We start from the raw sequence: 23625 nt of genomic DNA on the forward strand, positions 1-23625 counted from the left end.
AGAAAGTCATTAAGACTTTCCCTAATTTAGACTCTGCTTTTAGATTAATTGGTGCTGTACTTATGGATATCCAAGAAAATTTTGATAGTTCGAAACGACCTTTTATTACTTAGAATTACTACTAATTTTTTAAAAATTAGTAGAGATTAACAAAATATATCAGCTAAAAACCAAGCAGATATATTTTGTTAATACCATAGAAAAACCAATGGTTGATTACATCTAAAGATATTACACAAAATTATGGACTTGACTGAAGACTTTTGAGATATCGTGCGATTCAGGTCAAATCCGGTTAAAACGCACGAAGACTCCAGAGATATCGTGCGATTCAGGTTAAATCGGGCTAAAACGCACGAAGACTTCAAGCTCATTAAGCACATTTATACTAATCATAAAAGAATAACACCATATTTCTTGAGGCTGGGACAAATTAATTGTCCCAGCCTTTCATTGTTCAGTGTTGATTTTGAGGGTGTCTTAGATTAACGCCTAACTTAATCTACAACTCACCTCAATTCTTAGATTAATTCCCGACTTAATCTACAACTCGTCTCATTTTTTCAAAAAAACTTATTTATGTCCCACTTTCTTTTATTTTTAAATATTTTATATGAATATTATTATTAAGAGTTAACTTACTTAACAAATTCTACATTTCTACAGGGTTTTCGAGTATAATTAAGTGTTCTGAATATTATAGTTTTTAATATATAAATGATATAATTGCTTATAAGGTTAGATAGAAAGATATTTAAATGTGTACATTGTAGTAATGGTATATAGGGAATAAATAAACATAGAATAATAGACATCATGGTCATATGCTTGATGTGAAAGGTAGATAAGGGAGAGATATTTATGGCAAATGTAAGAAAAGCAACGATAGAAGATTATTCTGGAATTAAAAATGTAGCATCTAAAGCTTGGTATGATACGTATACCAATATTTATACGGCTAGCACGGTGACGGCATTTTTAAATGCATCTTATTCTAAAGAGATGCTTCAGAAACGTATTAATGATTCTGATTTCTTTGTTGCAGAAGATGAAGAAAAGATTGTTGGTTTTGCGAACTTTATTAAAGGAACTGAGCTATATCTTTCTTCTCATTATGTTCTACCTGAAGCACAACGTGATGGTTATGGTAAAGCATTACTTTATGCTGGTCTAGACCAATATAAAGGTTTATACAAAGAAGTATACTTAGAAGTTGATGGAAAGAACGACATTGGTATTGCCTTTTATAAGAAAGAAGGTTTTGAAGTAATTCGTAAGTATGAAGAGTTATTGTTTGGAGATGCAATGAGCACAACACTTATGAAAAAAACTTTTTAGGAGGTCGTTTGTAATGGAACAATCACTTAATAAATGGGTTTCTCAATTTTATGAAGCTTATGAAAATAAAAAAATTATTCCAAATGGTATTTTGCCTTCGAATATTACTGAACATGCAGCTTATGATATTCAAGAAGGTGTCTTGCAACGTAAGGAAGAAACAGAAGTTCATAAAGGATATAAAATTAGTTTAACGAGCCAAGAAACAAGAGATATCTTTTCTTCAACGACACCTTTATACGGTGCGATGGGTGAAACGACTATTTTTGGTCCACGTATTTATTTAAATGATTTAAACGAACCTTTAGCAGAGTTGGAATTGGTCTTTATTGTTCAAGAAGAATTGACTGAAGAAGATAGTTTAGAAGATATTATGCGTAAGTGCCTTATTGCACCAGGAGTCGAAATACCGGATTCTCGATTTAGCAATTGGTTTCCTAATTTAACAGTTAACGAAATTATTGCAGATAGTGCAGTAAGTGGTGGCGTCATTTATGGAGAGCCTAAGCAATTAACATACGAAGACATTGATAACATAAAAGGGACTTTATTATTAGATGGTAAAGAGCTTGCATCAGGATATAGTACAGAAGTAGAAGGTCACCCAGCTAAAGCTGTTAAGTGGCTCATTTCTAATATTAAAGAATATAATCGTTCTTTAACACCTGGTATGTTTGTCTCAAGTGGAACGTTTATTTTGCCTAAAACACTCACTAAAGGTGCGTATAAAGCAGCTTATGAACATGTTGGTGAAATCGAATTTACAGTAGAGTAAAGATGAGAAATGGAGGGAACAAAGTGACAGAAGAAGCTTATGGAACGAAAAAGCTACCTGAAGAGAAAGTTTTCAAAGATCCTGTTCATCGTTATATACATGTTAGTGATCAATTAATTTGGGATCTTATTAAAACAAAAGAATTTCAACGCCTAAGAAGAATCAAACAACTCGGAACATTATATTTATCCTTCCATACAGCTGAGCATAGTCGCTTTGGCCATTCTTTAGGTGTTTACGAAATCGTAAGACGAATGGTGGATGAAGTGTTTGATGGAAGAGCACCTTGGGATAATAAAGATAGACCACTTGCATTATGTGCTGCTTTATTACATGACTTAGGTCACGGCCCATTTTCTCATTGTTTCGAAAAAATATTTTTAACTGATCATGAAGCATTTACACAGTTGATAATTAAAGGTGATACAGAAGTGAATGAAGTGTTAAGAAGAGTGTCGCCTGATTTCCCAACTGAAGTAGCTGAAGTTATAAATAAAACACATGACAATAAGTTAGTGATTTCCATGATTTCTTCTCAAATAGATGCAGACAGAATGGATTATTTACAAAGGGATGCTTATTTTACAGGTGTTAGCTACGGACAATTTGATATGGAGCGTGTATTACGTTTAATGCGCCCTTCAAAAGATGAAGTACTTATTAAAGAAAGTGGTATGCATGCTGTTGAAAATTTCTTGATGAGTCGTTATCAAATGTACTGGCAAATATATTTTCATCCAGTAAGCCGTGGTGGAGAAGTATTGCTTAATAGATGTTTCAAACGTGCTAAAGTACTTTATGATCAAGGTTATTCATTTAAAGAAGCGCCTAAATATTTAATTCCATTCTTTGAAGGTGAAGTTTCTATTGAAGACTATATACGATTAGATGAGACAGTCGTAATGTATTATTTAGAAGAATGGACTGAAGAAGCAGATCAAATTTTGAGTGATTTAAGTAAACGATTTGTGAATCGTGATTTATTTAAATATTTACCATTTGATGGATCGATTATTACGATTGGTGAATTGACAGACCTATTTGAAAAGGGTGGAATTGACCCAGAGTATTATTTTGTGTGTGATTCATTTTCTGACTTACCATACGACTATGATCGTCCTGGATCAAATCGACAACCGATACATTTATTACAAAAGTCAGGCCACATTAAAGAGATTAGTAGTCAATCAGTCATAATTCACAGTATTACAGGAATTAAACGACTTGATTATAAATTGTATTATCCAAAAGAATTGATATTAGAAATGGAAGATGAAAATATTAAAGGTGATATCATTAATTTATTAAATGAACTCGTATAGATTACAAACTTGAATGTCTATCTAATACTCTAGTATGATGTAAGCAAGAATTAAATGAGGTGAAACAATTGGCTGAAAAAAAAGGATTTCAATTTAATATAATAAAAAATGATCCATTAGATGGACATAAAGGCACAAATATTGGTTCAATCAGTTTAGATAACGTTGCACCTGTGTTCGTTGATGTAGCAGAGCAAAGTGCTTTTATAGATGTTGGCGCAATGCACGCAAGAGCAGAAGTGGAAAAGCGTGTAAAATGGGTTAAAGATATAGAAGAAGTTAAAGGTGAAGAAGCTAAAGAATATTGGCTTTGTTGGGTTACAACAGAACGTGGTGAACAAGGACCCTATTATGCAGGATTAACGGGTTGTTATTTAATGGTTAACAAACCTAAAAAGCGTGGATATAAAAGTATGCCAGAGCATGTTAATATGATGGATAAATCTATGAAGCATCATATTAAAATTGACCAAATTGGTGATGGAAATAGAATCGTACTTAAAAATTTCCTTCAAGAGCATAGTGAAGAAATGTGGAATAATAGTAGTGAGGAATTAAAATCATCACTTGATACGGATTAAATATGTCAATTTTGTGACTTAATTGTGAAATATAACAATTCAAGTAAATTGCTATTGTCTTTTCACAATTTCATAAGTAAAATAGTTGATAGCTACTATAGCTAGGACACTAAAAAAAGCAGGCGCTTTTAGCCCTGCTTTTTTTAATTTTATTTGTCAAATATGCTATAATGATATACGTTCTTAAACGATGAGGTGGCCAACTATGGAAGAGAATATTAACATTAATATTAAACAAGTTGTGAAACAAAATGGCGATAAATCAACGTTTCAAACAAATACATCCGGTACATATCATAGAAGAAATAGTGATATTATTAGATATGAAGAAACGATTGATAACCAAATAGTAAAAAATATGCTTAAAATAGATGATGATGGTGTGAAAATTCACCGTACTGGCACAGTTAAAACAGTGTTTCACTTTGTCGAAGGACATGAAACAATTAGTTATTATGATACTGAAGCCGGACGTATGACAATGACTGTCAAAACACTATCAATTAAACATTATATAGATGATAATAAGGGTAAACTCAGGATACATTATCAATTAAGTGACCACACAGGATTACTCGGGACATATCAATTTCAAATTAATTTTAAGGAGATAAATGAATGAATATTATTAACCAAGTTAAAGAAACGTTAATTGAAGAAATCAAAGCAAGCATATTAAAAGCCGAACTTGTTGAATCAGTTCCAGAAATTAAAATAGAATCACCTAAAGACCCTGCTAATGGAGATTACTCTTCTAACATCGCAATGGTATTAACTAAGCTTGCACGTAAAAATCCTCGTGAAATAGCGAACCAAATCGTGGATAACTTAGATACGACTAAAGCAAATGTTAAGAAAGTTGATATTGCTGGCCCAGGTTTTATTAATTTTTATTTAGATCAACAATATTTAACTGATATTATCAAATCAGCACTAACTAAAGGTGAAGCATTTGGTAAATCAGAAGAACGTAAGAATGAAAGTATCATAGTAGAATACGTTTCAGCAAATCCAACTGGAGATTTACATATTGGACATGCAAGAAATGCTGCTGTTGGTGATACATTATCAAACGTCTTAAATGCTGCTGGTTATGATGTGACACGTGAATATTATATAAACGATGCAGGTAAACAAATTGAGAATTTAGCTCATTCAATAGAAGCGCGATATAACCAAGCTTTAGGACAAGATACTGAATTACCTGAAGATGGTTATTACGGAAAAGATATCATCGCAATTGGTAAAGATTTAGCTGAGAAGCAACCTGAAATTAAGGATCAACCAGAAGATGTTCGTATTAAAACTTTCCGTCAACTTGGTTTAGATTATGAAATGGTTAAATTAAAACAAGATTTAGCTGATTTTAATATCCATTTTGATAATTGGTTTAGTGAAACTTCTTTATATGAAACAAACAAAATTACAGCAGTATTAAATAAAATGACTGAGCTAGGTTTCACATATGAACAAGATGGCGCAACTTGGTTAAAAACGACTGAGTTTGGTGATGATAAAGACCGCGTATTGATTAAACAAGATGGTACGTACACTTATTTCTTACCAGATATTGCGTATCACTATGATAAAGTTGAACGTGGTTATGACAAACTGATCAACTTATTTGGTGCAGATCACCACGGCTATATTAATCGTTTAAAAGCTTCTTTAGAAACATTCGGAGTAGATTCAAAACGTCTTGAAATACAAATTATGCAAATGGTAAGATTGTTACAAGATGGTGTTGAAGTGAAGATGAGTAAACGTACTGGGAATGCCATCACATTACGAGACATAATGGATGAAGTGGGTATTGATGCAGCACGTTACTTCTTAACAATGCGTAGTCCAGATACACACTTTGATTTTGATATGGAACTTGCGAAGAAAGAATCACAAGATAATCCAGTTTATTATGCACAATATGCACATGCTCGTATATCTTCAATTATTCGTCAAGCTAATGAAAAAGATATAACGATTGATCAAAATGTTGATTTATCATCAATTACACATGAAAAAGCTTATGATTTATTGAAGAAAATTGCTGAATTTGAACCTACGATAGTTTCTGCTGCTGAATCTCGCAGTCCACATCGTATCACGAACTATATTCAAGATTTAGCTGCACAATTCCATAAATTCTATAATGCAGAAAAAGTATTAACTGATGATTTAGATAAGACGAAAGCACATTTAGCTTTAATTGAAGCGGCACGTATTACATTGCGTAATGCTTTAGCTTTAATTGGCGTTTCAGCTCCAGAATCTATGTAATTAAATAAAATGTTTTAATTGAGGTGCAGCTCAATCTTATTTGAGCTGTGCCTTTTTGTGTACCATTTTTTAATAAACATGCTGAGGAGAGAAGTTATGAAAAGACTGAATGTAATTTATTTAATTTTAGCGGCTTTGATTGTGCTATCAGGTTGCCAAAGTGGGAATTCTGATAGTAATAAAGAAACGAAGCAAGAATCAACGGATAAAAAAGAAGATAAGCGTATCGTGTCGTTGATTCCAAGCAACACAGAGATATTATATGAATTAGGACTTGGGGATAAAGTAGTTGGGGTATCAACAGTCGATGATTATCCTAAAGATGTTAAAAATAAAAAGAAATTCGATGCTTTTAAATTGGATACAGAAGCTTTATTAAAAGCAAAACCTGATTTAATTTTAGCGCATGAATCTAATCAATCTACTCAAGAAAAAGATTTGAAAAAATTGAGTGATGCAGGTGTTAAAGTGGTTTATATTGATGATGCAAATTCAATTAATGAAATGTATGAAACGTTTAAACAAGTTGGTAAAGTTACAGGTAAAGAACGAGAAGCTAAACAACTCGTTCGTAAAGTTAAAAGTGAAATAAACAATGTTATTAAAGAAGTCCCTAAAGAACAACAAGGTAAACAGGTCTTTATGGAAATATCTTCACAGCCAGATATTTATACTTCAGGATCGAATACATTTTATGATGATATGTTAAATTCTATAAAAGCAGAAAACATTTATCATGACCAAGAAGGATGGATAAAAACAGATAAAGAAAGCATCTTAAAAAGGAATCCGGATGTGATGATTACGACAAGCGGACAAAATGAAGATGAATATCAGAAATTAAATAACAATAGAGATGGCTTTGAGCAAGTTAAGGCTGTTAAAGAGAAACATGTTCATGCTTTAAATGCAGATATGATTTCAAGACCAGGTCCTAGACTTGCTAAAGGGTTAAAAGAACTTTCAGATAAAGTTTATGACTAAAAATATAAAAATCTATAAACTGCTTACATTATGGTTTCTCGTTCTATTGTTAGCTATTGTTATTTCATTGTTTGTTGGATCGACCGGTATAACATGGAAATTTGAAAATCAACTAGATTGGACAATATTTTATAAGCTAAGAGTACCTAGAACTTTGTTAGCATTAATTGCTGGTATGGGACTTGTATTAAGTGGTCAAATATACCAAACGATATTAAATAATCCATTGGCAGATAGTTTTACATTAGGTTTAGCAAGCGGTGCAACATTTGGTAGTGCATTAGCTGTATTCTTAGGTGTTTCGATATGGTTTGTACCATTATTTTCTATATTTTTTAGTTTGTTAACACTTATTATAGTTGTATTAATTACAGAAACGATGGTTAAGACATTTCACGTAGCGACCATGATCTTATCTGGTATATTTATAGGAGCATTTTTCAGTTCAGCACTTTATATATTATTGTTACTTAAGCCAAATAAAGTGAATAGTATGGTCTCTTATATGTTCGGAAGTGTTTCGTCTGCTGAGACAATAACTGTAGAAATTACAGGAGGCGTTACACTCATTTGTATTATAATTTTATTTGCAATGAGTCATTTTATTAAAATTATTCAATTAGGTGATGACAAAGCGATAACACTTGGTGTCAATGTTCGAGTAGTTTCATGGTGTTGTTTATTAATAGCAGCAATCATGACGGCGGTCATTATTAGCTTTACAGGTATTATTGGATTTATAGGTATGATTGTTCCTCAAGTGGTTCGTAGAGTTTATAAAGTATCTGTCCGTATTCAAATGATATTAAATCTACTAATAGGTGGGTCTTTATTACTTATTGCAGATACAGTTGGAAGAGTGATTATAAGCCCGATACAAATACCTGTTGGAATTGTCTTATCAATCATCGCAATTCCAATCATGATGTACTTAATGATTACTGAACAACGAAAGAAAGAAAAAGGTTAAACGCGCACTTCTAATATAAACTTAAATTAGCGTTACTGCACCAGTCCTTTAGAGCTGTATACAAAGGATTGGTGTTTTCTATTGAAGAATTGTATTGCTTTCTTTATGGAATAGTTTAAAATGTTTCTATGAAAGGGATGATGACATGTGTTCGTGTGATATTCAAGCGATTATTTTTGATTTGGAAGATACGCTTGTTGATCGTGAGAAATCACGAATGAAATTTTTGGAAGAACAATTTGAACGATTTCATGAATTGATGGTTACAGTCCAAAGACGTGATTTTGAAAAGGTATATTTAACATTGAATCCCTATGGGTTAGAAGATATTGAATGGGTATATCAAGAATTAGTTAAAAAATTAAATATAGAAAGAATTTCTTGGAAAACGTTTTATAATGATTATAAGATGCATCATTATAGATATCATTTTCCTTTTCATGATACATTGTTTGTTTTAGAAAAATTAAGAAACATGGGTTATAAGTTAGGTGTAGTGACGAACGGTAAAAGCGAAGATATTACACATGTTATGAATGCAATTGGGATATATCCATATATACATTATGTTTCAACGTCTGATGAAGTTGGCGTTAGAAAGCCAGATCCTATAATATTTGAAGATATTATGAAGCATCTAGGTGTTACTGCCAAGAATGCTATTTATGTTGGCGATTGTCCTTTAAATGATATTGCTGCAGCCCACGCCATGGGTATGATTACTGTATGGATGGCTAATTCTGTATTAGGTACACCTGAAGAGCATGAATTAGATTATACGATTGAAAGTTTAAGCGATTTAATAGAAGTTTGTACAAAAATCGAAAGAGGTGATGCATGATGAAATTATTTTTAACTAAAGAAAATGTTGCGATTCATTATAAAACGAAAGGTAATGGATATCCTGTTATTTTACTGCATGGTGTTTTTCAAGATATGGAAGTATTTACACCGATCATTAAAAAATTGAGCAAACAATACCAAGTGATTTCCATTGATTTAAGAGGTCATGGACTAAGTGATACCCTTAGTGATAGTCGAGTAGATGATTATATTTCAGATATACAGCAATTGCTTAAAGCATTATTTATTGATTCTGCTTATGTAATTGGTTTAGAACTTGGAGCTACTATTGCAACAGGTTTAACATATAAAAATCCTAGTCTTATAAATGGTATGGTATTGATCAATCCAACCGATAATCACACGACATTTCCAGATAATCGTATTTACGATAGACATGCTGACGAAATCAGAACAATGACTGAACAAGAGAGAGAAAAATATTTATTAAGATTTAGATATAAAAATATAAAACAAGCTAAAAAGTTTGTTAAATCTCACATGCCATCTAATGATTTACAAACAATGGAAGAAGAAATTGCGATTAAGCGCTCGTTTAAAGATTTTGACATTGTCTCATTATTATCAGAGATTAAGGTAAGGACACTGATTATATCTGGATTGTATGATGGAAAGATATTATATAGTGAAGGTAAACGAGTTGCTGAATTATTACCTAATGCTGAATTTAAGCTATTTGAAGAATCAGGAGAGCTACCTTTTGTAGAAGAAAATGAAAAGTTTATAAAAGTACTTAATGAATTTTTAGATTAAATTACGGCGCGTTAATGCATTTGTTACATGTTTGTAACAAAAGTGGTCATTTTGTAATGTGTGTGTTATAATATACTCAGTTAAATGCATAGCATATAAGTCATAGACTGAAGGAGAACCTCATATGAAAAAATGTCTCTTAATTATAGCGATGGTCCTTATGGTATTACCATTTTCAACTTTTGCTGAGGCAAATGCTGCAACTGATAAACAATTAAATATTAATGATGATAATGTACAATCTTATAAAGACGGTACGGTTGCAATTGAAGGTATTAAAATTGGAGATAAAATTTCTAAAATTAAATCAAAGTATCCTAACGTAATGTTTTCATACTCTGATGATAGTAATGGCAGAGAGAATTATTATGAATTTGATAGTGCAAATGGGCATATGATTATTACTGCAAAAGTCCACGATGGTAAAGAAACTGTGAAACGAATTACAATGATTTACGACGATTTAACAAATGTGAATCTGAAATCACTTGTTTCAGTGCTAGGTGATAATACGACTAAACGTGTACAAAATAATCAATATACTGGTGGTTATGCTTACGTGAATAACGATCAAGCGCACTTCCAACTTTCAAAAGCAACTCCGAAAAGTAAACAATTTAAAGTATATCGTATTGATTTAGGTAAATACTAAATAAATGATGAATATAATCCCCCATTATGTAATAACATATTGCATAATGGGGGATTAATTTATACAATATTAGAATGAAGGTGGTGTATATATGCGTCCAAACAATGAAGTATTGCTGGAAAATGTGAACGACTATTTACAACATGTCGGAATTTTACCTAAACAAATTGATAAAGTGCAGCATTCATTAAAGAAAGATATGAAAAATTCTGATGAGAAAGACATAGACTATGCTGAATATAGACATAAATCACATGCGGAAATTCTTCAAATTGTAGAACGAAATATCGTGATAGTGAACTATAATCCTATTCTTTTCTATATACTTAACTTCTTATTAATGGCATATTTATTTGATAAAAAATTAATTCCATTTAGTGCTGTAACGGGATTATATATATTCTATTTTGTAGTTATCCTTTCAATTTCACTTGTTATATATATAATCATTAAGAAACACAGTTATTTATATCCTAATCAAAAGCTCATGATGACGAATATACTGCTATTTAGTATTGGTATTATTTTATGCATTTTAAAAATATTCGGCTTATCATTAGGCATGTATGTTATACCAATAGCTGTCTTTCAAGCTATTTTTGTGGTTGGCGTCCTGCTTGTTGTTGTGTCATTATTTTTGAAAAAGCTTGAAGTGGCTGCAATGGGTTTGGCAGTAATACAGAAAACAATTGCTGCTGTAACTACTAATGAAATGGCAATCATGATTACAACATTTGGTAGTTGGTTGATTATTTTATTTATAATCTTATATTTTGTAATGATATATTCAACAAGAAAATATGTATAATAAAAATGCAGAAAATGATTAGTCGACCACAATCATTTTCTGCATTTTTGTTTATGGTATTAAATTAATATTATAAGTGTGAAAAATTGTAAAAGGGGTATATTATTACTGTAAAGTAGGGAGGTACAGATTATGGGAGAATTAATAGCAAGGGATGGGACTCATATAGTATATGAGAAGCACGGTAACGGTAAACCACTTATTATGTTACATGCATTAAGTATGAATTTAGCTACATTTCATTCAACGGTACAACTTCTGAAAGATCAATATACAACTTATACAATGGATTCAAGAGGGCACGGTAAATCTGAAAAGCCACAATCATTTTCTATACAAAATCATATCGATGATATTATAGACTTAATGGATTCTGAGGGAATTGAATCAGCTTATATTTTGGGGCATGATATGGGTGGCGTTATAGCACAAGAATTTGCTAATCAACATCCAGAAAAAGTTGAAAAGTTAGTAATTGTATCGTCAATATCTAATCAAGGTAAACAACCATTTATTAAATTAATCGCTAAACATAGAGATATAGTAGCAGGGTTTAGTAAAGAAGAAGCGATGTTAATTCTGTTTAATGAAATATTTCATGATACGAACTCAACATTTAAATGGTATCAAGAAGTGAAAAAATATTATCGCATGTCGGCTGAAGAAGATGCAATATCAGTTAGGTCTATAAATGGAATCAATATAAAAGTAGATAATATAAACATACCTACACTTATTGTGAAAGGCAAATACGATCCTTTTGATATAGATAATGTAACTGAAAATATTAAAAGTGCACAAATAGAAATATTTGAACATTCAGGTCACGCACCCTTTATCGAGGAAAGCGAAAAATTCAAAAAAGTTGTTTCTAAATTTTTGAATCAAAACGTAAGAGATAAGCAAGTAATATAAACAGATTAAGAGCTGAGACAATTAATTTGTCCCAGCCCTTAATCTGTTTTGTTTATATATTAATCGTTTATTTCAGTCTTTGCGATTTCTTTATCAATTTTTTCAAGAACTTCTGATATAGATTTGCGTTGCTTTTTATTAACTAAAATTAAAACTGTACGTTCATCGTATTCATTTCTTCTTTTAGTAAAGTAATCGTGTTGTGATAGGTTTTTAACAGCTTTTACAATTTGTGGCTGTTTATAGTTTAATTTATTAATGATTTTTTTCAAATGATATTCTTCTTCATCTGTTTCATTAATATAAGTTAAAACTGCGAATTCTTCAAAGCTAAGTGAAAAATCCTTCTTAATGATAGATTTTAATTTGTCCACATAAGTAACAAGTGCTAATAAATCTGAACAATTTTCTATTTTAGAAATTGCCATTTTGAATCCCCCTAGATAGTGAGTATTTTGCTCCAATGATTGAAAAAATACAATATAGCGTGAAGGCTTGTCTAATCAATTTGAAAGCGTTTTTAATTTTTTAATTCATAATTTCCGTTTATCAATTATTTACTTATTTTAGCCTAAATATAAGTGTATGTAAACTAATAAGAGTAGGATTTAATTAAATAATAATATAAATAATATAATTGTCACAAACGAAAGGGACATATAATATAATCCTATAAAATTTAAGTGTAAGATTATTATTAATTCTACTAATAAAATAAATCGAGAATTACGAAATATTCTAATATTAAATGAGAATATTATATATTTAATTCATGTAAAAAGCCGTATTTAAAAATACGGCTTTTTAAAATGTTATTTTTTAATAGAAGTGTATTGAATAATTACTTCTTCAATAATATTTGAATCTAGTTCTGCATATTTGTTTAAGAATTCAGCAACACTATGATCATTGATATAGTTGTTTTTTTCAACTGTTTCTTTATCATTATCGTCTTGATATTCAAGCAAGTAACATAATGCTTTTACGAGTTCTGAATGTTTTTGATTTGTTTTTGATAAAGCTACTAAAGGTTTTACGATACGATCATTTGGTCCAACTTTACGTAACACACCACGTCCGACTCTTGTAACATCATCAGATAAGTAGGGGTTATTGAAGCGTCCAATTATTTTTTCAATATAATATGCTTGGTCTTCTTTTGTAAACTCGTCAAAGTTTGCAACGAGGTATTCACCTGTTTCATTTAATACTTCATGTAAACCGTCATTAATTCCTTTATCTTGAATCGCTTCAAGGATTGTTTTGTAACCTTTATATTGGCCATAATATGCTAAGTAAGCATGACCAGTGTTCACAGTTAATAATTTTCTTTCGATATAAGGTGTTAAATCATCAACATAATGAACATCTTCAAGTTGAGTACCTTGCCATTTAGAAGCTTCAACAACCCATTCAAAGAAAGGTTCTACTAATACATCTAATGAACCTTCTTTTTGACCTTGAGGTACAATACGGTCTACTGCTGAGTTAGGGAAACTTATATCATCTGATAAAGGTCCTGTAATATCTAATACTGCTTTTTTAAGTTGATCCGTTGCCATGATGGCATTTTCACAAGCAACAATATTTAATGTTTTACCAGGTTCGCGTTCTTTTAAAAATTGTGCGAAAGATTTAGCGATGATTGGTAAGATATTAACACCTACTGCAGTTGTGATTACATCTGCTTCTAAAATTGCTTCTTTTAATTTATCTGTTTCAGTAATACTATTTATACCTTTAACACCTGATACGGGTTCTTTAGTATTTTCTTTGTTAGCAATGACTACTTGATACACTTTTTCTTCATTAATTTGATTAATAATATTTTCATTAACATCGACGAATGTCACATCATAGCCATTATCGCTTAATACTTTACCTATAAAACCTCGACCGATATTACCGGCACCAAAGTGAATGGCTTTCATTAAAGTTCAACCTCCTCAAAGATAGCAAGAATTTCTTCTTTAGATTGAGCGTTGATGACACGTTCTACATTTTCTTCTTCACTAAATACAATCGCGATTTGTGAAAGAATATCTAAATGTTCACCGTCTTTACCAGCTATACCAACAACAACTTTAGTTTCGTTTCCATCCCAATCAACACCATTTGGAATATGAAGTAATACGAGACCTGATTTTAATACTTCTGTTTTTGCTTCATCTGTACCATGTGGAATTGCTAAGAAGTTACCCATGTAAGTTGTAACAATTTGTTCGCGTTCTTTCATAGCAGTGATATATTTTTCAGTTACTGCACCGTCTTCAACTAAAGCTTGTCCAGCTTTTTCGATAGCTTCTTCTTGTGAGTTTACTGATAAGTTCATAAAAATGTTTTGTGGATTAAATAAGTTTGTCATGTTAAATCACTCCGTTTTCGTTAATTTTTGTTTTAATTTATTTAAGAAAAATGATTTGAGTGTATTTTCTATTAGCACTCTATCATTTAACAACTGATCAATATCATCCAGATGCTCAGTAATTAAGGATGATACTTCACTCATAAATTGACCTTGTTCTGAATTTTTCGGTATGAACATACTTACGAGCCAATTTACTTCTTGTTCTTCATTCTCTATCGTTCTAAGCATTAAAGGTTTAGTTAATTCAGTTATAATCAGTTGTGGTTTTTTAATAAGTTCATCTGATAAATGAGGTATAGCAACTGGATAATCTGTTAATGCAAAGCCTTGTAGTTCTATTCTTTTACTAAGTTTTTCATTGAAACTATGCGTGTCATCAATAATGTGATTTTTAGATAACGTTTGAACTAAATAGCGATTGAGCTGTGTTACTTTCTTCTTTTCAACTATCATATTTTGAATTAATGATAAGCTTTCTTCTATAAAAGAAACTGTATGATCATAATCTTCATATGATATTGGCTGTTCTTTAGACTGATTGTCTTGTTGCCTTTGAACAATTGAATGTTGTAATTTCAAGAAATATTTAACATTTTCAGCGTCTTGTTCCGGTAATAATGGGTTCACTGTAATGTGTGGATATTTAGTATCAACTGCAACTGTAGAAATCATGCCATCATACATCGAGAAATCAATCGATTTTAAACTACTGACGGATACTTCGGTCGTCTGCGTAATTTCAGAAAAATGTTGTTTCAAACGATTGGATAGGATACGACTTGTACCAATGCCGCTACTACAAACAACTAATACATGTAATGAACGACTTTGTTTGGCTTTTAACATACCACCAAAGTGAAGTGCGATATAGGCTACTTCGCTTTTTGGAAAATGATAATTACTGAATACAATCTTTAAACCTGACGAAACAGCTTCGAATAATGCTTTATCATATGTTTCGATCATTTCAGTAAGCGGATTGTATGTTTCAATATTGGCTTCCAATCTGTTAATAGCGGGCTCTAAATGTAAATTTAGACCTTTAAATAATGACTCTTCATCTTTGAAAGAAAATCCTTCGCTTTTTACAAAATCAATGAGTTCCGTTACACGTTGTTCATGCGTTTCGGTGCTCTCATATGATGTTGCTTCATGACGTCGCCTTGCACCTCTTAAATGCATTGTGATAAATGCTATTTCCGAATGATTAAATGTGACATCATAAATGTTACTTAACACATTAGTCAGTCTTTCTGATACTTTGAATTCATCTGTTGAAATCAATTCGTTTAAAATATCATCTTCAATATCTACATGACCATCTTGCTTAATACGTTCAATTGCTAATACAATATGAATCGTTAAAGTTAAATAACTAGCTTCTGTTAATGTATAGGGCAGTGTACCAAGCTCATCCATTAACAACCGTTCAACATTAAATAATCTATCGATATCAACGATACCTTGTAAATGTGTCTCATTTAATGTGTGATATACAAAATGATCTTCAACAACAGAATAGACGCTATCTCCGTCTAACTTTTCTAACATAAATCTAGCTAATAGTTGTCTTTTATTTACTTCTTCACCATTTAAAATTAATCCCTCGCCGCGCCTTCGTTCTAACGATAGTTCAAAGGTTTTTAACTCAGGCTCTAACTGCTCAATAATCTTATTCAGTGTGTGTGTTGAAGCACCAATTTCATTAGCTAAGCTGTATAATTTCACTGGATCTTTAGATTGGATCAAATTGTATAAAATAATCACTTTTCGCTCTTCATCAGATAAATCAATCGTATGTTGTTCATTTAATGATTGAACGAAAGTATCAATATTTTGTGGTTCACCTTCAATGCGGAGTCCTAATTTAGGCACTCTTGTTAAGGAAAGGTGATATTTATTGAGTGTATCTTCAACACTTTTCATTTCTCTATGCACGGTTCTAGACGAAATACCTAAGTCTTGAGCAATGTCATGAATCGTTAAAAAAGAGTGAAGACGCTCAGATAGTAATTTGAGAATGCTTTTTTCTCGGTTACTTATCATCATCGACCTTCACTCCTTTGTTTAGAATTATTTTTTCAATTCGCTAATTAACTCTTCATATCTTGGTGAATTCAAGAAGTTATCTACTGAAATATGAATCGCTTTTGGATTCTTTTTAATAGCTCTATCTGTTAATGTTTTTTGAGTAATTACGACATCTGCATCATCTGGTAATTGGTTGATAGCAGTGTTTGTTACTTCAATATTTGTTAATTCAGCTTTTTTGAATTTATTTCGTAACATGCCGGCACCCATTGCACTTGAACCCATACCAGCATCACAAGCGAAAATAACTTTTTGAACATTTGAGAAATCATGTGCGTCTACATTTTCAGTGTCATACTCATCTAATAATCCATCTGATTCATCTTTTTCTTCAGCATCATCTGAAGTTTCTTTGTCTTCTTTATCAGCACCAGTTAAAGCACCACTTACAGAAGATTTTTTACCTTTACGAGCTTCCATGTCAGCAGTTGCTGATTCAAGGTCACTTTCAGGATCTTTAGTTACTTTCAATATAATAGATGCTACTAAGAATGAAACTAAAGTTGCTAGGAAGATACCTAGTAACATGACTAAATAACTACCTTTAGGCGTTATTGCGAAGTAGGCTAAAATTGAACCTGGTGATGCAGGACCTGTTGTACCAAAGTCGAATATGCTGAATGTAGCTACACCAGTCATACCACCTAAAATAACGGCAACTAATAATAAAGGACGCATTAATACATATGGGAAGTAAATTTCATGAATACCACCTAGGAAATGGATGATACCAGCACCATATGATGTTGCTTTTGCTGTACCTTTACCGAATACCATATACGCTAATAAAATACCTAGACCTGGTCCAGGGTTAGACTCTAATGTATATAATATAGATTTACCAGCTTGAGTAACTTGTTCAGATGCAAGCGGAGTTAATACCCCATGGTTAATTGCATTGTTCAAGAATACAGTTTTTGCTGGTTCAATAATAATACTTACTAATGGCAATAAATGATGAGAAACTAAGAAATCAACACCCATACCAAGAAGTTTCATTAATCCTTCAACCAATGGCGCTAAACCTTTGAAACCAATGATTGCCATGATGAATGCTAGAATACCAGCTGAGAAGTTGTTGAATAACATCTCAAAACCTTGTGGCGTTCTAGGAACTAAGAACTCATCCACTTTTTTCATTAACCAACCAAGAAGTGGACCCATAATCATTGCACCAATTAACATTGGTGTATCAGGGAATGCTGCGATAACCCCCATAGTAGCAGTAGCACCAACGACGCCACCACGTAAACCATGAACTAAACGACCACCACTAAATGCAATTAATAATGGAATTAAATATTTGATCATTGGGTCTACCATAGTAGAAAGTTCTTCATTAGGTAACCAACCATCTTCAATAAACAGTGCTGTAATTAGCCCCCAAGCAATAAAAGCACCGATGTTCGGCATAATCATACTACTTAAAAATGAACCAAAAGCTTGAACCTTAGGACCAATGCCTTTTTTCTTTTCTGTTTGTTCTGCCATAATTAACACACCTTCCCTTACATAAAAAGTATTTTGTTACTTAATCATACGAAGATGTATACCTATTAACAATGAATAGTAGATGCAACTTTGTCACAAGCACTTTGACATGTGTGATTTAAGTGGATGAAAGTGAACAAATGTTAAACAAAACGCTTTCAATGTAATTATACACTTTCGGAAGGGAGGTTCATAATGTTTTGGAATAAATGTTCAGATGTGAAGATATTCAGACCGATAAAAATAAATATCGGTCCAGAAACGCGAAATACGGACCGATAAATAAAATTAGCGGTCCAGAAACACGAAATACGGACCGATAAAATAAATATCGGTCCAGAAACATGAAATACGGACCGATAAAATAAAATAGCGGTCCAGAAACGCGAAATACGGACCGATAAAATAAAATAGCGGTCCGAAATCTGCTTATAACGCACCTCTCCAAAGCACACTCTGCTATAGCCTGAACATAAAAACAGTAGTATATGTTTTATATCTATCAACACTCTAAATGTAAAAAGTATTTGACATGTTTATCTCAGATGTTAGACTAATAAATGTAAAAAACTTTTGACATTTGGAGGTGCAATTTTTATGGTATTGAAATGGTTACTTTTTATTATTATTACATTAGTCATGTGGACGGTTTACTATAAATATATAGCAATTAATACTAAAGAATTTAAAAAAGAGCGAAGACTGGATGAAAGGCAATTGAGAATAAGACTCGAAATACTGTCTAACACATTTGGTTATATGTTCTTGATTATCATGTCCTATATAGCGATTAAACTTTCTGGCTTAAATGGGAATGCACAGAATGTCTTCACTCAAAATCCTGAAATACTTTTTATTGTTTTGTTAGGCATTATATATGCAATTAATGTTTTAATAGTAAAGAAGAAATACAGTTGAGAGTAGGTAAGTTGTGAAGAATAAAATACGGGAATATCGAAAGCAAATGGGAATGTCACAGGATACGTTAAGTAAAAATGTAAAAGTGACGAGACAGACGATTAATGCAATTGAAAATGATAAATATGATCCTACATTGGCACTAGCTTTCAAATTAGCAGAAGTGTTTGATGTAACTGTAGATGAATTATTCTCTTAAAAGAAAGGAAGATTATTTTGAAGAAGCAAGATGAAATGGAAAGACAACATGTATTTATCGCTTCTAAGTATACTGTAGTGTATTTTATATTTGCTTTAGTTATTTATAATTTATATACGAAATTTACGACAGGCGAGTTTAATGTTGTTTGGTTAATATTATTAGTTGGCATTATTATATTTTTAGGAATTCAAACTTATTTTAAGGTTATTACTAAAACGTAATACTATTAAACAAAAGTATAAAAATACAATAAATGTTTATTATTCCTCCCTTGTAATTGAAATTCAATATAGTAGGATGTAGCTGTATCGTCTTTAGATACATAATCTATAAAAAGGGAGAGAGATCGAATGAACAAATTTTCAAAGATTTTTTGTTTCAAGCGGTTTAGCATTAGCGACAGTATTTACAGTAGGTGCAGCTAGCAACGGGAATACAGTGGATGCAGCAAGCAATGGTAATATGGAAAGCGAAGCGTCTCAACCTTATACTTCTTATTATAATGGATATGTTAGTTACGACCCAGGATTCTTTATAACAGATACTTTCAAAAAAGGATTCGAATCAGGTAATTTCACTTTAAACGGTTATGAAACACCTGCACATGAAAATTACGCAAAAGAACATCAAGACGAAGCAAAAAATATTAACTTATATGATCAAAATTTAAATGTCTATAGTAATTATGGTTTAGATGCAAACGCACAACCGACGAACGCTGAACAATTTAATTTATCTATAGATGATGTTAGAGAATCTTATGGTATGGATTATTCTAAAACTGGAAATCCTCGTAGTATAGAAGGTCAATATTCTTATAATTTAAATGGTTACAAAATTGCCTTCACATCTGATGAAAAGGGTGTTGTAACAAGAATTGACTTTTATACATTAGTAGAATAACTTTATAAATTATTTATTTGTTCAATACGATATTGAAGTTCATCAAAGTCTATTATTCGGGCTTGTCGGTGGACTTCTTTTTGATTGTAAAAAAGCATGACTACGGGTGAAGTGAATAAGTTTAATTGTCCAACTGCTTCAGGAACCTGATTAGCGACTATTTCATATGCTGGGATTTTATAATTTTCAGCCATTTTTTGCACAATTGGATGATCAGCTTTACATACAGAACAATTTTCACTAGAAACATATATCAAAGTGAACGTATGGGCATTAATTTTTTCATTTAATTCGTCAAAAGTGTTTATAATTTTCATAAAAATCTTCTCCTATCATTTCAATATATCGGCAAGTATTATACCATTACAGGAGAAAAGGAGTGAATGATATGTTTGGTAATAAGAACGAAGACGAAAGATTTTATGTGAAATCTAAAGAAAATATTAAATCTTTAGGTAGATTTACTGTTGTAGTTGATCGTGAAACAGGCGTTAATTATGTACACGCTTGGGTAGGAACTGGTAGCAGTTTAACACCATTATTAGACAAGAACGGTAATCCTATAATAGATAACATGAAATAATTTTTCAGTAATACACAAAGGAGTATTTAAATGTTTAGTAGATTTGTACGCATCGTCGTAGCTATAACCTTATTGATTTTTATTGTAAATGCACCCTCAAAAATTGCTGAAGCATCAAAAGAAGCAGGTACAATGGGAAATGGTTATAAGAAATACATAGAAAATAAACAAGATACACAACATAGAAAAAGCCAAGAAACAAAAGAAGCGGCAGTCGTTCCTAAAGAAGATTCAATACTTGATTTATCAGAATGGCAAGGTAAACTAACCTCTGCACAAGTAAAAAAATTAAAAGCAAATTATGACTTTATTATATTAAGAGCACAGTATGGATCAGATTATAAAGATGCAACTTTTGCAACAAACTCAAAATTATTAGAAGCAAATAATATGAAATATGGTGTGTATTCATATAGCATGTACGAAAATGCGAGTGATGCACGAACAGAAGCAAAATCATTATATAATAGAGCACCGAACGCAAGCTTCTACATTAATGATTACGAAGAAGAAACTGTAACTTCAGGCACATCTGATGAAAGTACTCAAGCATGGTTAGAAGAAATGAGAAAGTATTCAGGAGATAAAAAAGTCCTATTATATTCATATGAAGACTTTATGCTCAATAATACAGCAACAGCAGTAAAATCATATGACGGATATTGGTTAGCAGCTTATCAAGAAACACAGCCAGAAAGAGAACATGTACTATGGCAATATACAGACAGTTATTATTCAGAAGAACTTGATCAAAACGTAGATGCTAATGTATTAAGTCCTAACGTTCAATCAAGCTGGTTTATCTCTTAAAATATACTTAATCATATGAAACCTCTCAAAAAGTCTATTTGTAGTAAGTTTGATTGAGTGTATAGTAACTATATACATTATCATAGATAGAAAGTAAGGTTCACTCGAATAAAGAGAGAGGTGTTATAAATGTATATATTATTTATTATTTTAGCTATAATTACATTCATATTCTTGGCATATTCTATCGTAATATTAATGGGGAAAGATGGTATGATATATTCATTTTTATCCAAAAAGGAGAAGAATCAATCTGATAGAAATAAAGGTTGGATATTCTTTTCAAGTGTCTTATTATTGTTTATCTGTTTAATTGTTTTCTTCTTTTTTGTTATTTAAGTAATAAGACAATATGATTTAACTTCAAGGTTATGCAAGATATAATCGAGTATAAAGAAGGTGAATTAATGAATATATTAGATGATTATTTTAAATTATTTGATGAATCAAGATATAGTGAAGAAAGTTTTCAGAAGTTAAATGCATTATTTAGTGATGAAATTGAATTTGTATTGAATAATAAGACATTTAAAGGTAAAGAAGCTTGGAAACAGTTTGTAAAAAGTGTGTATACAACAAACAAAGACTTGAAACATATGCATAACGGTTGGACAGAAAACGAAGACGGTAGTTTCGAAACACATTGGGCAGTTTGTGGTAATAGATATGAGACAGGCGTTTACACACAAGAAGGTAAAGATATAGCAAGATTAGATGCAAATGGAAAAATTGTGTATTTAGAAAACCAACCAAAAGACGATCAATTATTCTCAAATCAATAGAATGAATAAAGAGCGTAGGGCAGAAATCTAATTTTATGACAAGATTTCGTTGTCCCACTCTCTTATCATAGGACATCCATATTCACACAAGTCGAGAGAAGTGTAAGCAAGGGTGGCTATATTTACACAAGTCGGAAGAAGTGTAAGCAAGGGTAGCTATATTTACGCGAGTCGGAAGAAGTGTAAGCAAGGGCATCCATATTCACACAAGTCGAGAGAAGTGTGAACAAGGGCAGCCATATTTACACAAGTCGGAAGAAGTGTAAGCAAGGGCAGCTATATTTACACAAGTCTAAAGAAGTGTAAGCAAGGGCAGCTATATTTACACAAGTCTAAAGAAGTGTAAGCAAGGGCATCCATATTCACACAAGTTGAAAGAAGTGTAAGCAAGGGCATCCATATTCACACAAGTTGAAAGAAGTGTAAGTAAGGGCAGCTATATTTACACAAGTCTAAAGAAGTGTGAACAAGGGCAGCCATATTTACACAAGTCGGAAGAAGTGTAAGCAAGGGCAGCCATATTTACACAAGTCTAAAGAAGTGTAAGCAAGGGCATCCATATTCACACAAGTCGGAAGAAGTGTGAACAAGGGCAGCCATATTTACACAAGTCTAAAGAAGTGTAAGTAAGGGCAGCTATATTTACACAAGTCTAAAGAAGTGTGAACAAGTGTACCAAGAATAAATAATAACTTAGTTTAGATACTCTGATTATAAAAATAAGGTGATTATGTAAAATGGCTACTTTAATAATAGGTGGATCAGGCATGCTGTTACAAGCAACTCAAGAAATTATAAATGTTGAAAATCAAGTTTTATTATGTAGTAGAGATAAAAATAAATATAAAAATTTGCTAAATAATCATGACAGTGCAAAATTTTTACAATTTGATTTTTCAGACGCAAATGACTTTAAAAAACTTGGGAATTATATTAATGATGAGAAAATTAACATCATTAATATAATTATTTGGATACATAGCAGTTATTATAAATATTTTTATGAATTATTAGAGAACATTAAAGCTGATGAAAATACATCAATTTATTTATGCAAAGGTAATAGTTCGATGAATTTGGATAATTCATTATTTGAAAAATATAAAGTTCATATAATTAAACTGGGATACAATGACATTGATAATCGATGGCTCACTCATGAAGAAATTTCTAATGGAGTGCTAGAATCTTTTAGAAATAAGAAAAGTGTTCATGTGGGCCATGTAACAAGATAAATC

At 31.5% G+C, this 23625-nt stretch carries 27 protein-coding genes and 1 pseudogene; 22 read left to right on the forward strand and 6 right to left on the reverse strand.

Features of this window, described 5'->3' with window-relative positions; translation table 11 throughout:
* Positions 1-861: 861 nt before the first annotated feature.
* From LQ609_RS06365 to LQ609_RS06425, 13 genes are all read left to right on the forward strand, one after another.
* Complete coding sequence (locus LQ609_RS06365; protein ID WP_078357823.1) at positions 862-1338, forward strand: GNAT family N-acetyltransferase; 477 nt, start codon at positions 862-864, stop codon at positions 1336-1338.
* A 13-nt stretch (positions 1339-1351) separates the two neighbouring features.
* Entirely contained in the window at positions 1352-2113 is a 762-nt protein-coding gene (locus LQ609_RS06370; protein WP_239734457.1) for a 2-keto-4-pentenoate hydratase, read from the forward strand.
* A 23-nt stretch (positions 2114-2136) separates the two neighbouring features.
* A complete protein-coding gene (locus LQ609_RS06375) occupies positions 2137-3435 on the forward strand; it encodes an HD domain-containing protein (protein ID WP_239734458.1) in 1299 nt (432 codons plus the stop codon).
* A gap of 68 nt (positions 3436-3503) precedes the next feature.
* Positions 3504-4016 carry a YwhD family protein gene (locus LQ609_RS06380; protein WP_078357826.1) on the forward strand — a complete coding sequence of 171 codons (513 nt, stop codon included), beginning with the start codon at positions 3504-3506 and terminating at the stop codon, positions 4014-4016.
* 205 nt (positions 4017-4221) lie between these two features.
* On the forward strand, positions 4222-4638 hold the full coding sequence (locus tag LQ609_RS06385; protein ID WP_078357827.1) for a YwiB family protein: 417 nt from the start codon (positions 4222-4224) through the stop codon (positions 4636-4638).
* Positions 4635-6293, forward strand: a complete 1659-nt coding sequence (argS, locus tag LQ609_RS06390; protein WP_078357828.1) for an arginine--tRNA ligase — start codon at positions 4635-4637, stop codon at positions 6291-6293. The genes LQ609_RS06385 and argS overlap by 4 nt, the downstream gene beginning before the upstream one ends.
* Positions 6294-6389: 96 nt before the next feature.
* Positions 6390-7277 carry an ABC transporter substrate-binding protein gene (locus LQ609_RS06395; protein WP_078357829.1) on the forward strand — a complete coding sequence of 296 codons (888 nt, stop codon included), beginning with the start codon at positions 6390-6392 and terminating at the stop codon, positions 7275-7277.
* Positions 7270-8247 carry a FecCD family ABC transporter permease gene (locus LQ609_RS06400; protein WP_239734459.1) on the forward strand — a complete coding sequence of 326 codons (978 nt, stop codon included), beginning with the start codon at positions 7270-7272 and terminating at the stop codon, positions 8245-8247. Before LQ609_RS06395 ends, LQ609_RS06400 begins: the two co-directional genes overlap by 8 nt.
* Before the next feature lie 94 nt (positions 8248-8341).
* Positions 8342-9088, forward strand: a complete 747-nt coding sequence (locus LQ609_RS06405; protein ID WP_239734460.1) for an HAD family hydrolase — start codon at positions 8342-8344, stop codon at positions 9086-9088.
* Positions 9085-9864 (forward strand): alpha/beta fold hydrolase, encoded by a 780-nt coding sequence (locus LQ609_RS06410; protein WP_239734461.1) that lies wholly within the window; start codon positions 9085-9087, stop codon positions 9862-9864. The genes LQ609_RS06405 and LQ609_RS06410 overlap by 4 nt, the downstream gene beginning before the upstream one ends.
* A gap of 124 nt (positions 9865-9988) precedes the next feature.
* The gene (locus LQ609_RS06415; RefSeq protein WP_078357833.1) at positions 9989-10516 is read left to right on the forward strand and encodes an SA0570 family protein; all 528 of its coding nucleotides are present in this window, start codon (positions 9989-9991) and stop codon (positions 10514-10516) included.
* Positions 10517-10607: 91 nt separating this feature from the next.
* On the forward strand, positions 10608-11324 hold the full coding sequence (locus tag LQ609_RS06420; RefSeq protein ID WP_239734462.1) for a hypothetical protein: 717 nt from the start codon (positions 10608-10610) through the stop codon (positions 11322-11324).
* Between the two features lie 132 nt (positions 11325-11456).
* Positions 11457-12239, forward strand: coding sequence for an alpha/beta fold hydrolase (locus tag LQ609_RS06425; protein ID WP_078357835.1), 783 nt, complete (start codon positions 11457-11459; stop codon positions 12237-12239).
* Positions 12240-12298: 59 nt separating this feature from the next.
* Here LQ609_RS06425 and sarA read toward each other — a convergent pair whose 3' ends face one another.
* The 5 genes from sarA to LQ609_RS06450 form a co-directional block, all read right to left on the reverse strand.
* Positions 12299-12667: a global transcriptional regulator SarA gene (sarA, locus tag LQ609_RS06430; protein WP_078357836.1), complete on the reverse strand. Its 369-nt coding sequence runs from the start codon at positions 12665-12667 to the stop codon at positions 12299-12301.
* A gap of 384 nt (positions 12668-13051) precedes the next feature.
* Positions 13052-14170, reverse strand: coding sequence for a mannitol-1-phosphate 5-dehydrogenase (locus tag LQ609_RS06435; protein ID WP_239734463.1), 1119 nt, complete (start codon positions 14168-14170; stop codon positions 13052-13054).
* The gene (locus LQ609_RS06440) at positions 14170-14604 is read right to left on the reverse strand and encodes a PTS mannitol transporter subunit IIA (RefSeq protein ID WP_078357838.1); all 435 of its coding nucleotides are present in this window, start codon (positions 14602-14604) and stop codon (positions 14170-14172) included. The genes LQ609_RS06435 and LQ609_RS06440 overlap by 1 nt, the downstream gene beginning before the upstream one ends.
* A gap of 6 nt (positions 14605-14610) precedes the next feature.
* Complete coding sequence (locus tag LQ609_RS06445; RefSeq protein ID WP_218702877.1) at positions 14611-16656, reverse strand: BglG family transcription antiterminator; 2046 nt, start codon at positions 16654-16656, stop codon at positions 14611-14613.
* 24 nt (positions 16657-16680) lie between these two features.
* Positions 16681-18189 carry a PTS mannitol transporter subunit IIBC gene (locus LQ609_RS06450; protein ID WP_239734464.1) on the reverse strand — a complete coding sequence of 503 codons (1509 nt, stop codon included), beginning with the start codon at positions 18187-18189 and terminating at the stop codon, positions 16681-16683.
* Positions 18190-18786: 597 nt separating this feature from the next.
* Here LQ609_RS06450 and LQ609_RS06455 point away from each other — a divergent pair.
* The 4 genes and pseudogenes from LQ609_RS06455 to isaB form a co-directional block, all read left to right on the forward strand.
* On the forward strand, positions 18787-19107 hold the full coding sequence (locus tag LQ609_RS06455) for a hypothetical protein (RefSeq protein WP_078358595.1): 321 nt from the start codon (positions 18787-18789) through the stop codon (positions 19105-19107).
* Between the two features lie 13 nt (positions 19108-19120).
* Complete coding sequence (locus tag LQ609_RS06460) at positions 19121-19306, forward strand: helix-turn-helix transcriptional regulator (protein ID WP_107509397.1); 186 nt, start codon at positions 19121-19123, stop codon at positions 19304-19306.
* A 17-nt stretch (positions 19307-19323) separates the two neighbouring features.
* Positions 19324-19530 carry a hypothetical protein gene (locus tag LQ609_RS06465; protein ID WP_237687724.1) on the forward strand — a complete coding sequence of 69 codons (207 nt, stop codon included), beginning with the start codon at positions 19324-19326 and terminating at the stop codon, positions 19528-19530.
* Between the two features lie 157 nt (positions 19531-19687).
* A pseudogene (gene isaB, locus LQ609_RS06470) lies at positions 19688-20212 on the forward strand (immunodominant staphylococcal antigen IsaB family protein); the annotation flags it as partial.
* A 2-nt stretch (positions 20213-20214) separates the two neighbouring features.
* Here isaB and LQ609_RS06475 read toward each other — a convergent pair.
* Positions 20215-20529: a thioredoxin family protein gene (locus LQ609_RS06475; RefSeq protein WP_239734466.1), complete on the reverse strand. Its 315-nt coding sequence runs from the start codon at positions 20527-20529 to the stop codon at positions 20215-20217.
* A gap of 71 nt (positions 20530-20600) precedes the next feature.
* Here LQ609_RS06475 and LQ609_RS06480 point away from each other — a divergent pair, with 71 nt between their 5' ends.
* The 5 genes from LQ609_RS06480 to LQ609_RS06500 all read left to right on the forward strand — a co-directional run bounded on the left by LQ609_RS06480 (position 20601) and on the right by LQ609_RS06500 (position 23622).
* Positions 20601-20795: a DUF6440 family protein gene (locus LQ609_RS06480; RefSeq protein WP_078358324.1), complete on the forward strand. Its 195-nt coding sequence runs from the start codon at positions 20601-20603 to the stop codon at positions 20793-20795.
* Between the two features lie 30 nt (positions 20796-20825).
* Positions 20826-21605, forward strand: coding sequence for a GH25 family lysozyme (locus LQ609_RS06485; protein ID WP_239734467.1), 780 nt, complete (start codon positions 20826-20828; stop codon positions 21603-21605).
* A 129-nt stretch (positions 21606-21734) separates the two neighbouring features.
* Positions 21735-21944 carry a hypothetical protein gene (locus tag LQ609_RS06490; protein ID WP_078358326.1) on the forward strand — a complete coding sequence of 70 codons (210 nt, stop codon included), beginning with the start codon at positions 21735-21737 and terminating at the stop codon, positions 21942-21944.
* 68 nt (positions 21945-22012) lie between these two features.
* Complete coding sequence (locus LQ609_RS06495; RefSeq protein ID WP_239734515.1) at positions 22013-22387, forward strand: nuclear transport factor 2 family protein; 375 nt, start codon at positions 22013-22015, stop codon at positions 22385-22387.
* Between the two features lie 737 nt (positions 22388-23124).
* Positions 23125-23622 carry a Rossmann-fold NAD(P)-binding domain-containing protein gene (locus LQ609_RS06500; protein ID WP_107509392.1) on the forward strand — a complete coding sequence of 166 codons (498 nt, stop codon included), beginning with the start codon at positions 23125-23127 and terminating at the stop codon, positions 23620-23622.
* The last annotated feature ends 3 nt before the right edge of the window (positions 23623-23625 follow it).

It is taken from the genome of Mammaliicoccus sp. G-M28 (assembly GCF_022386595.1).
GTDB lineage: Bacteria > Bacillota > Bacilli > Staphylococcales > Staphylococcaceae > Mammaliicoccus > Mammaliicoccus fleurettii.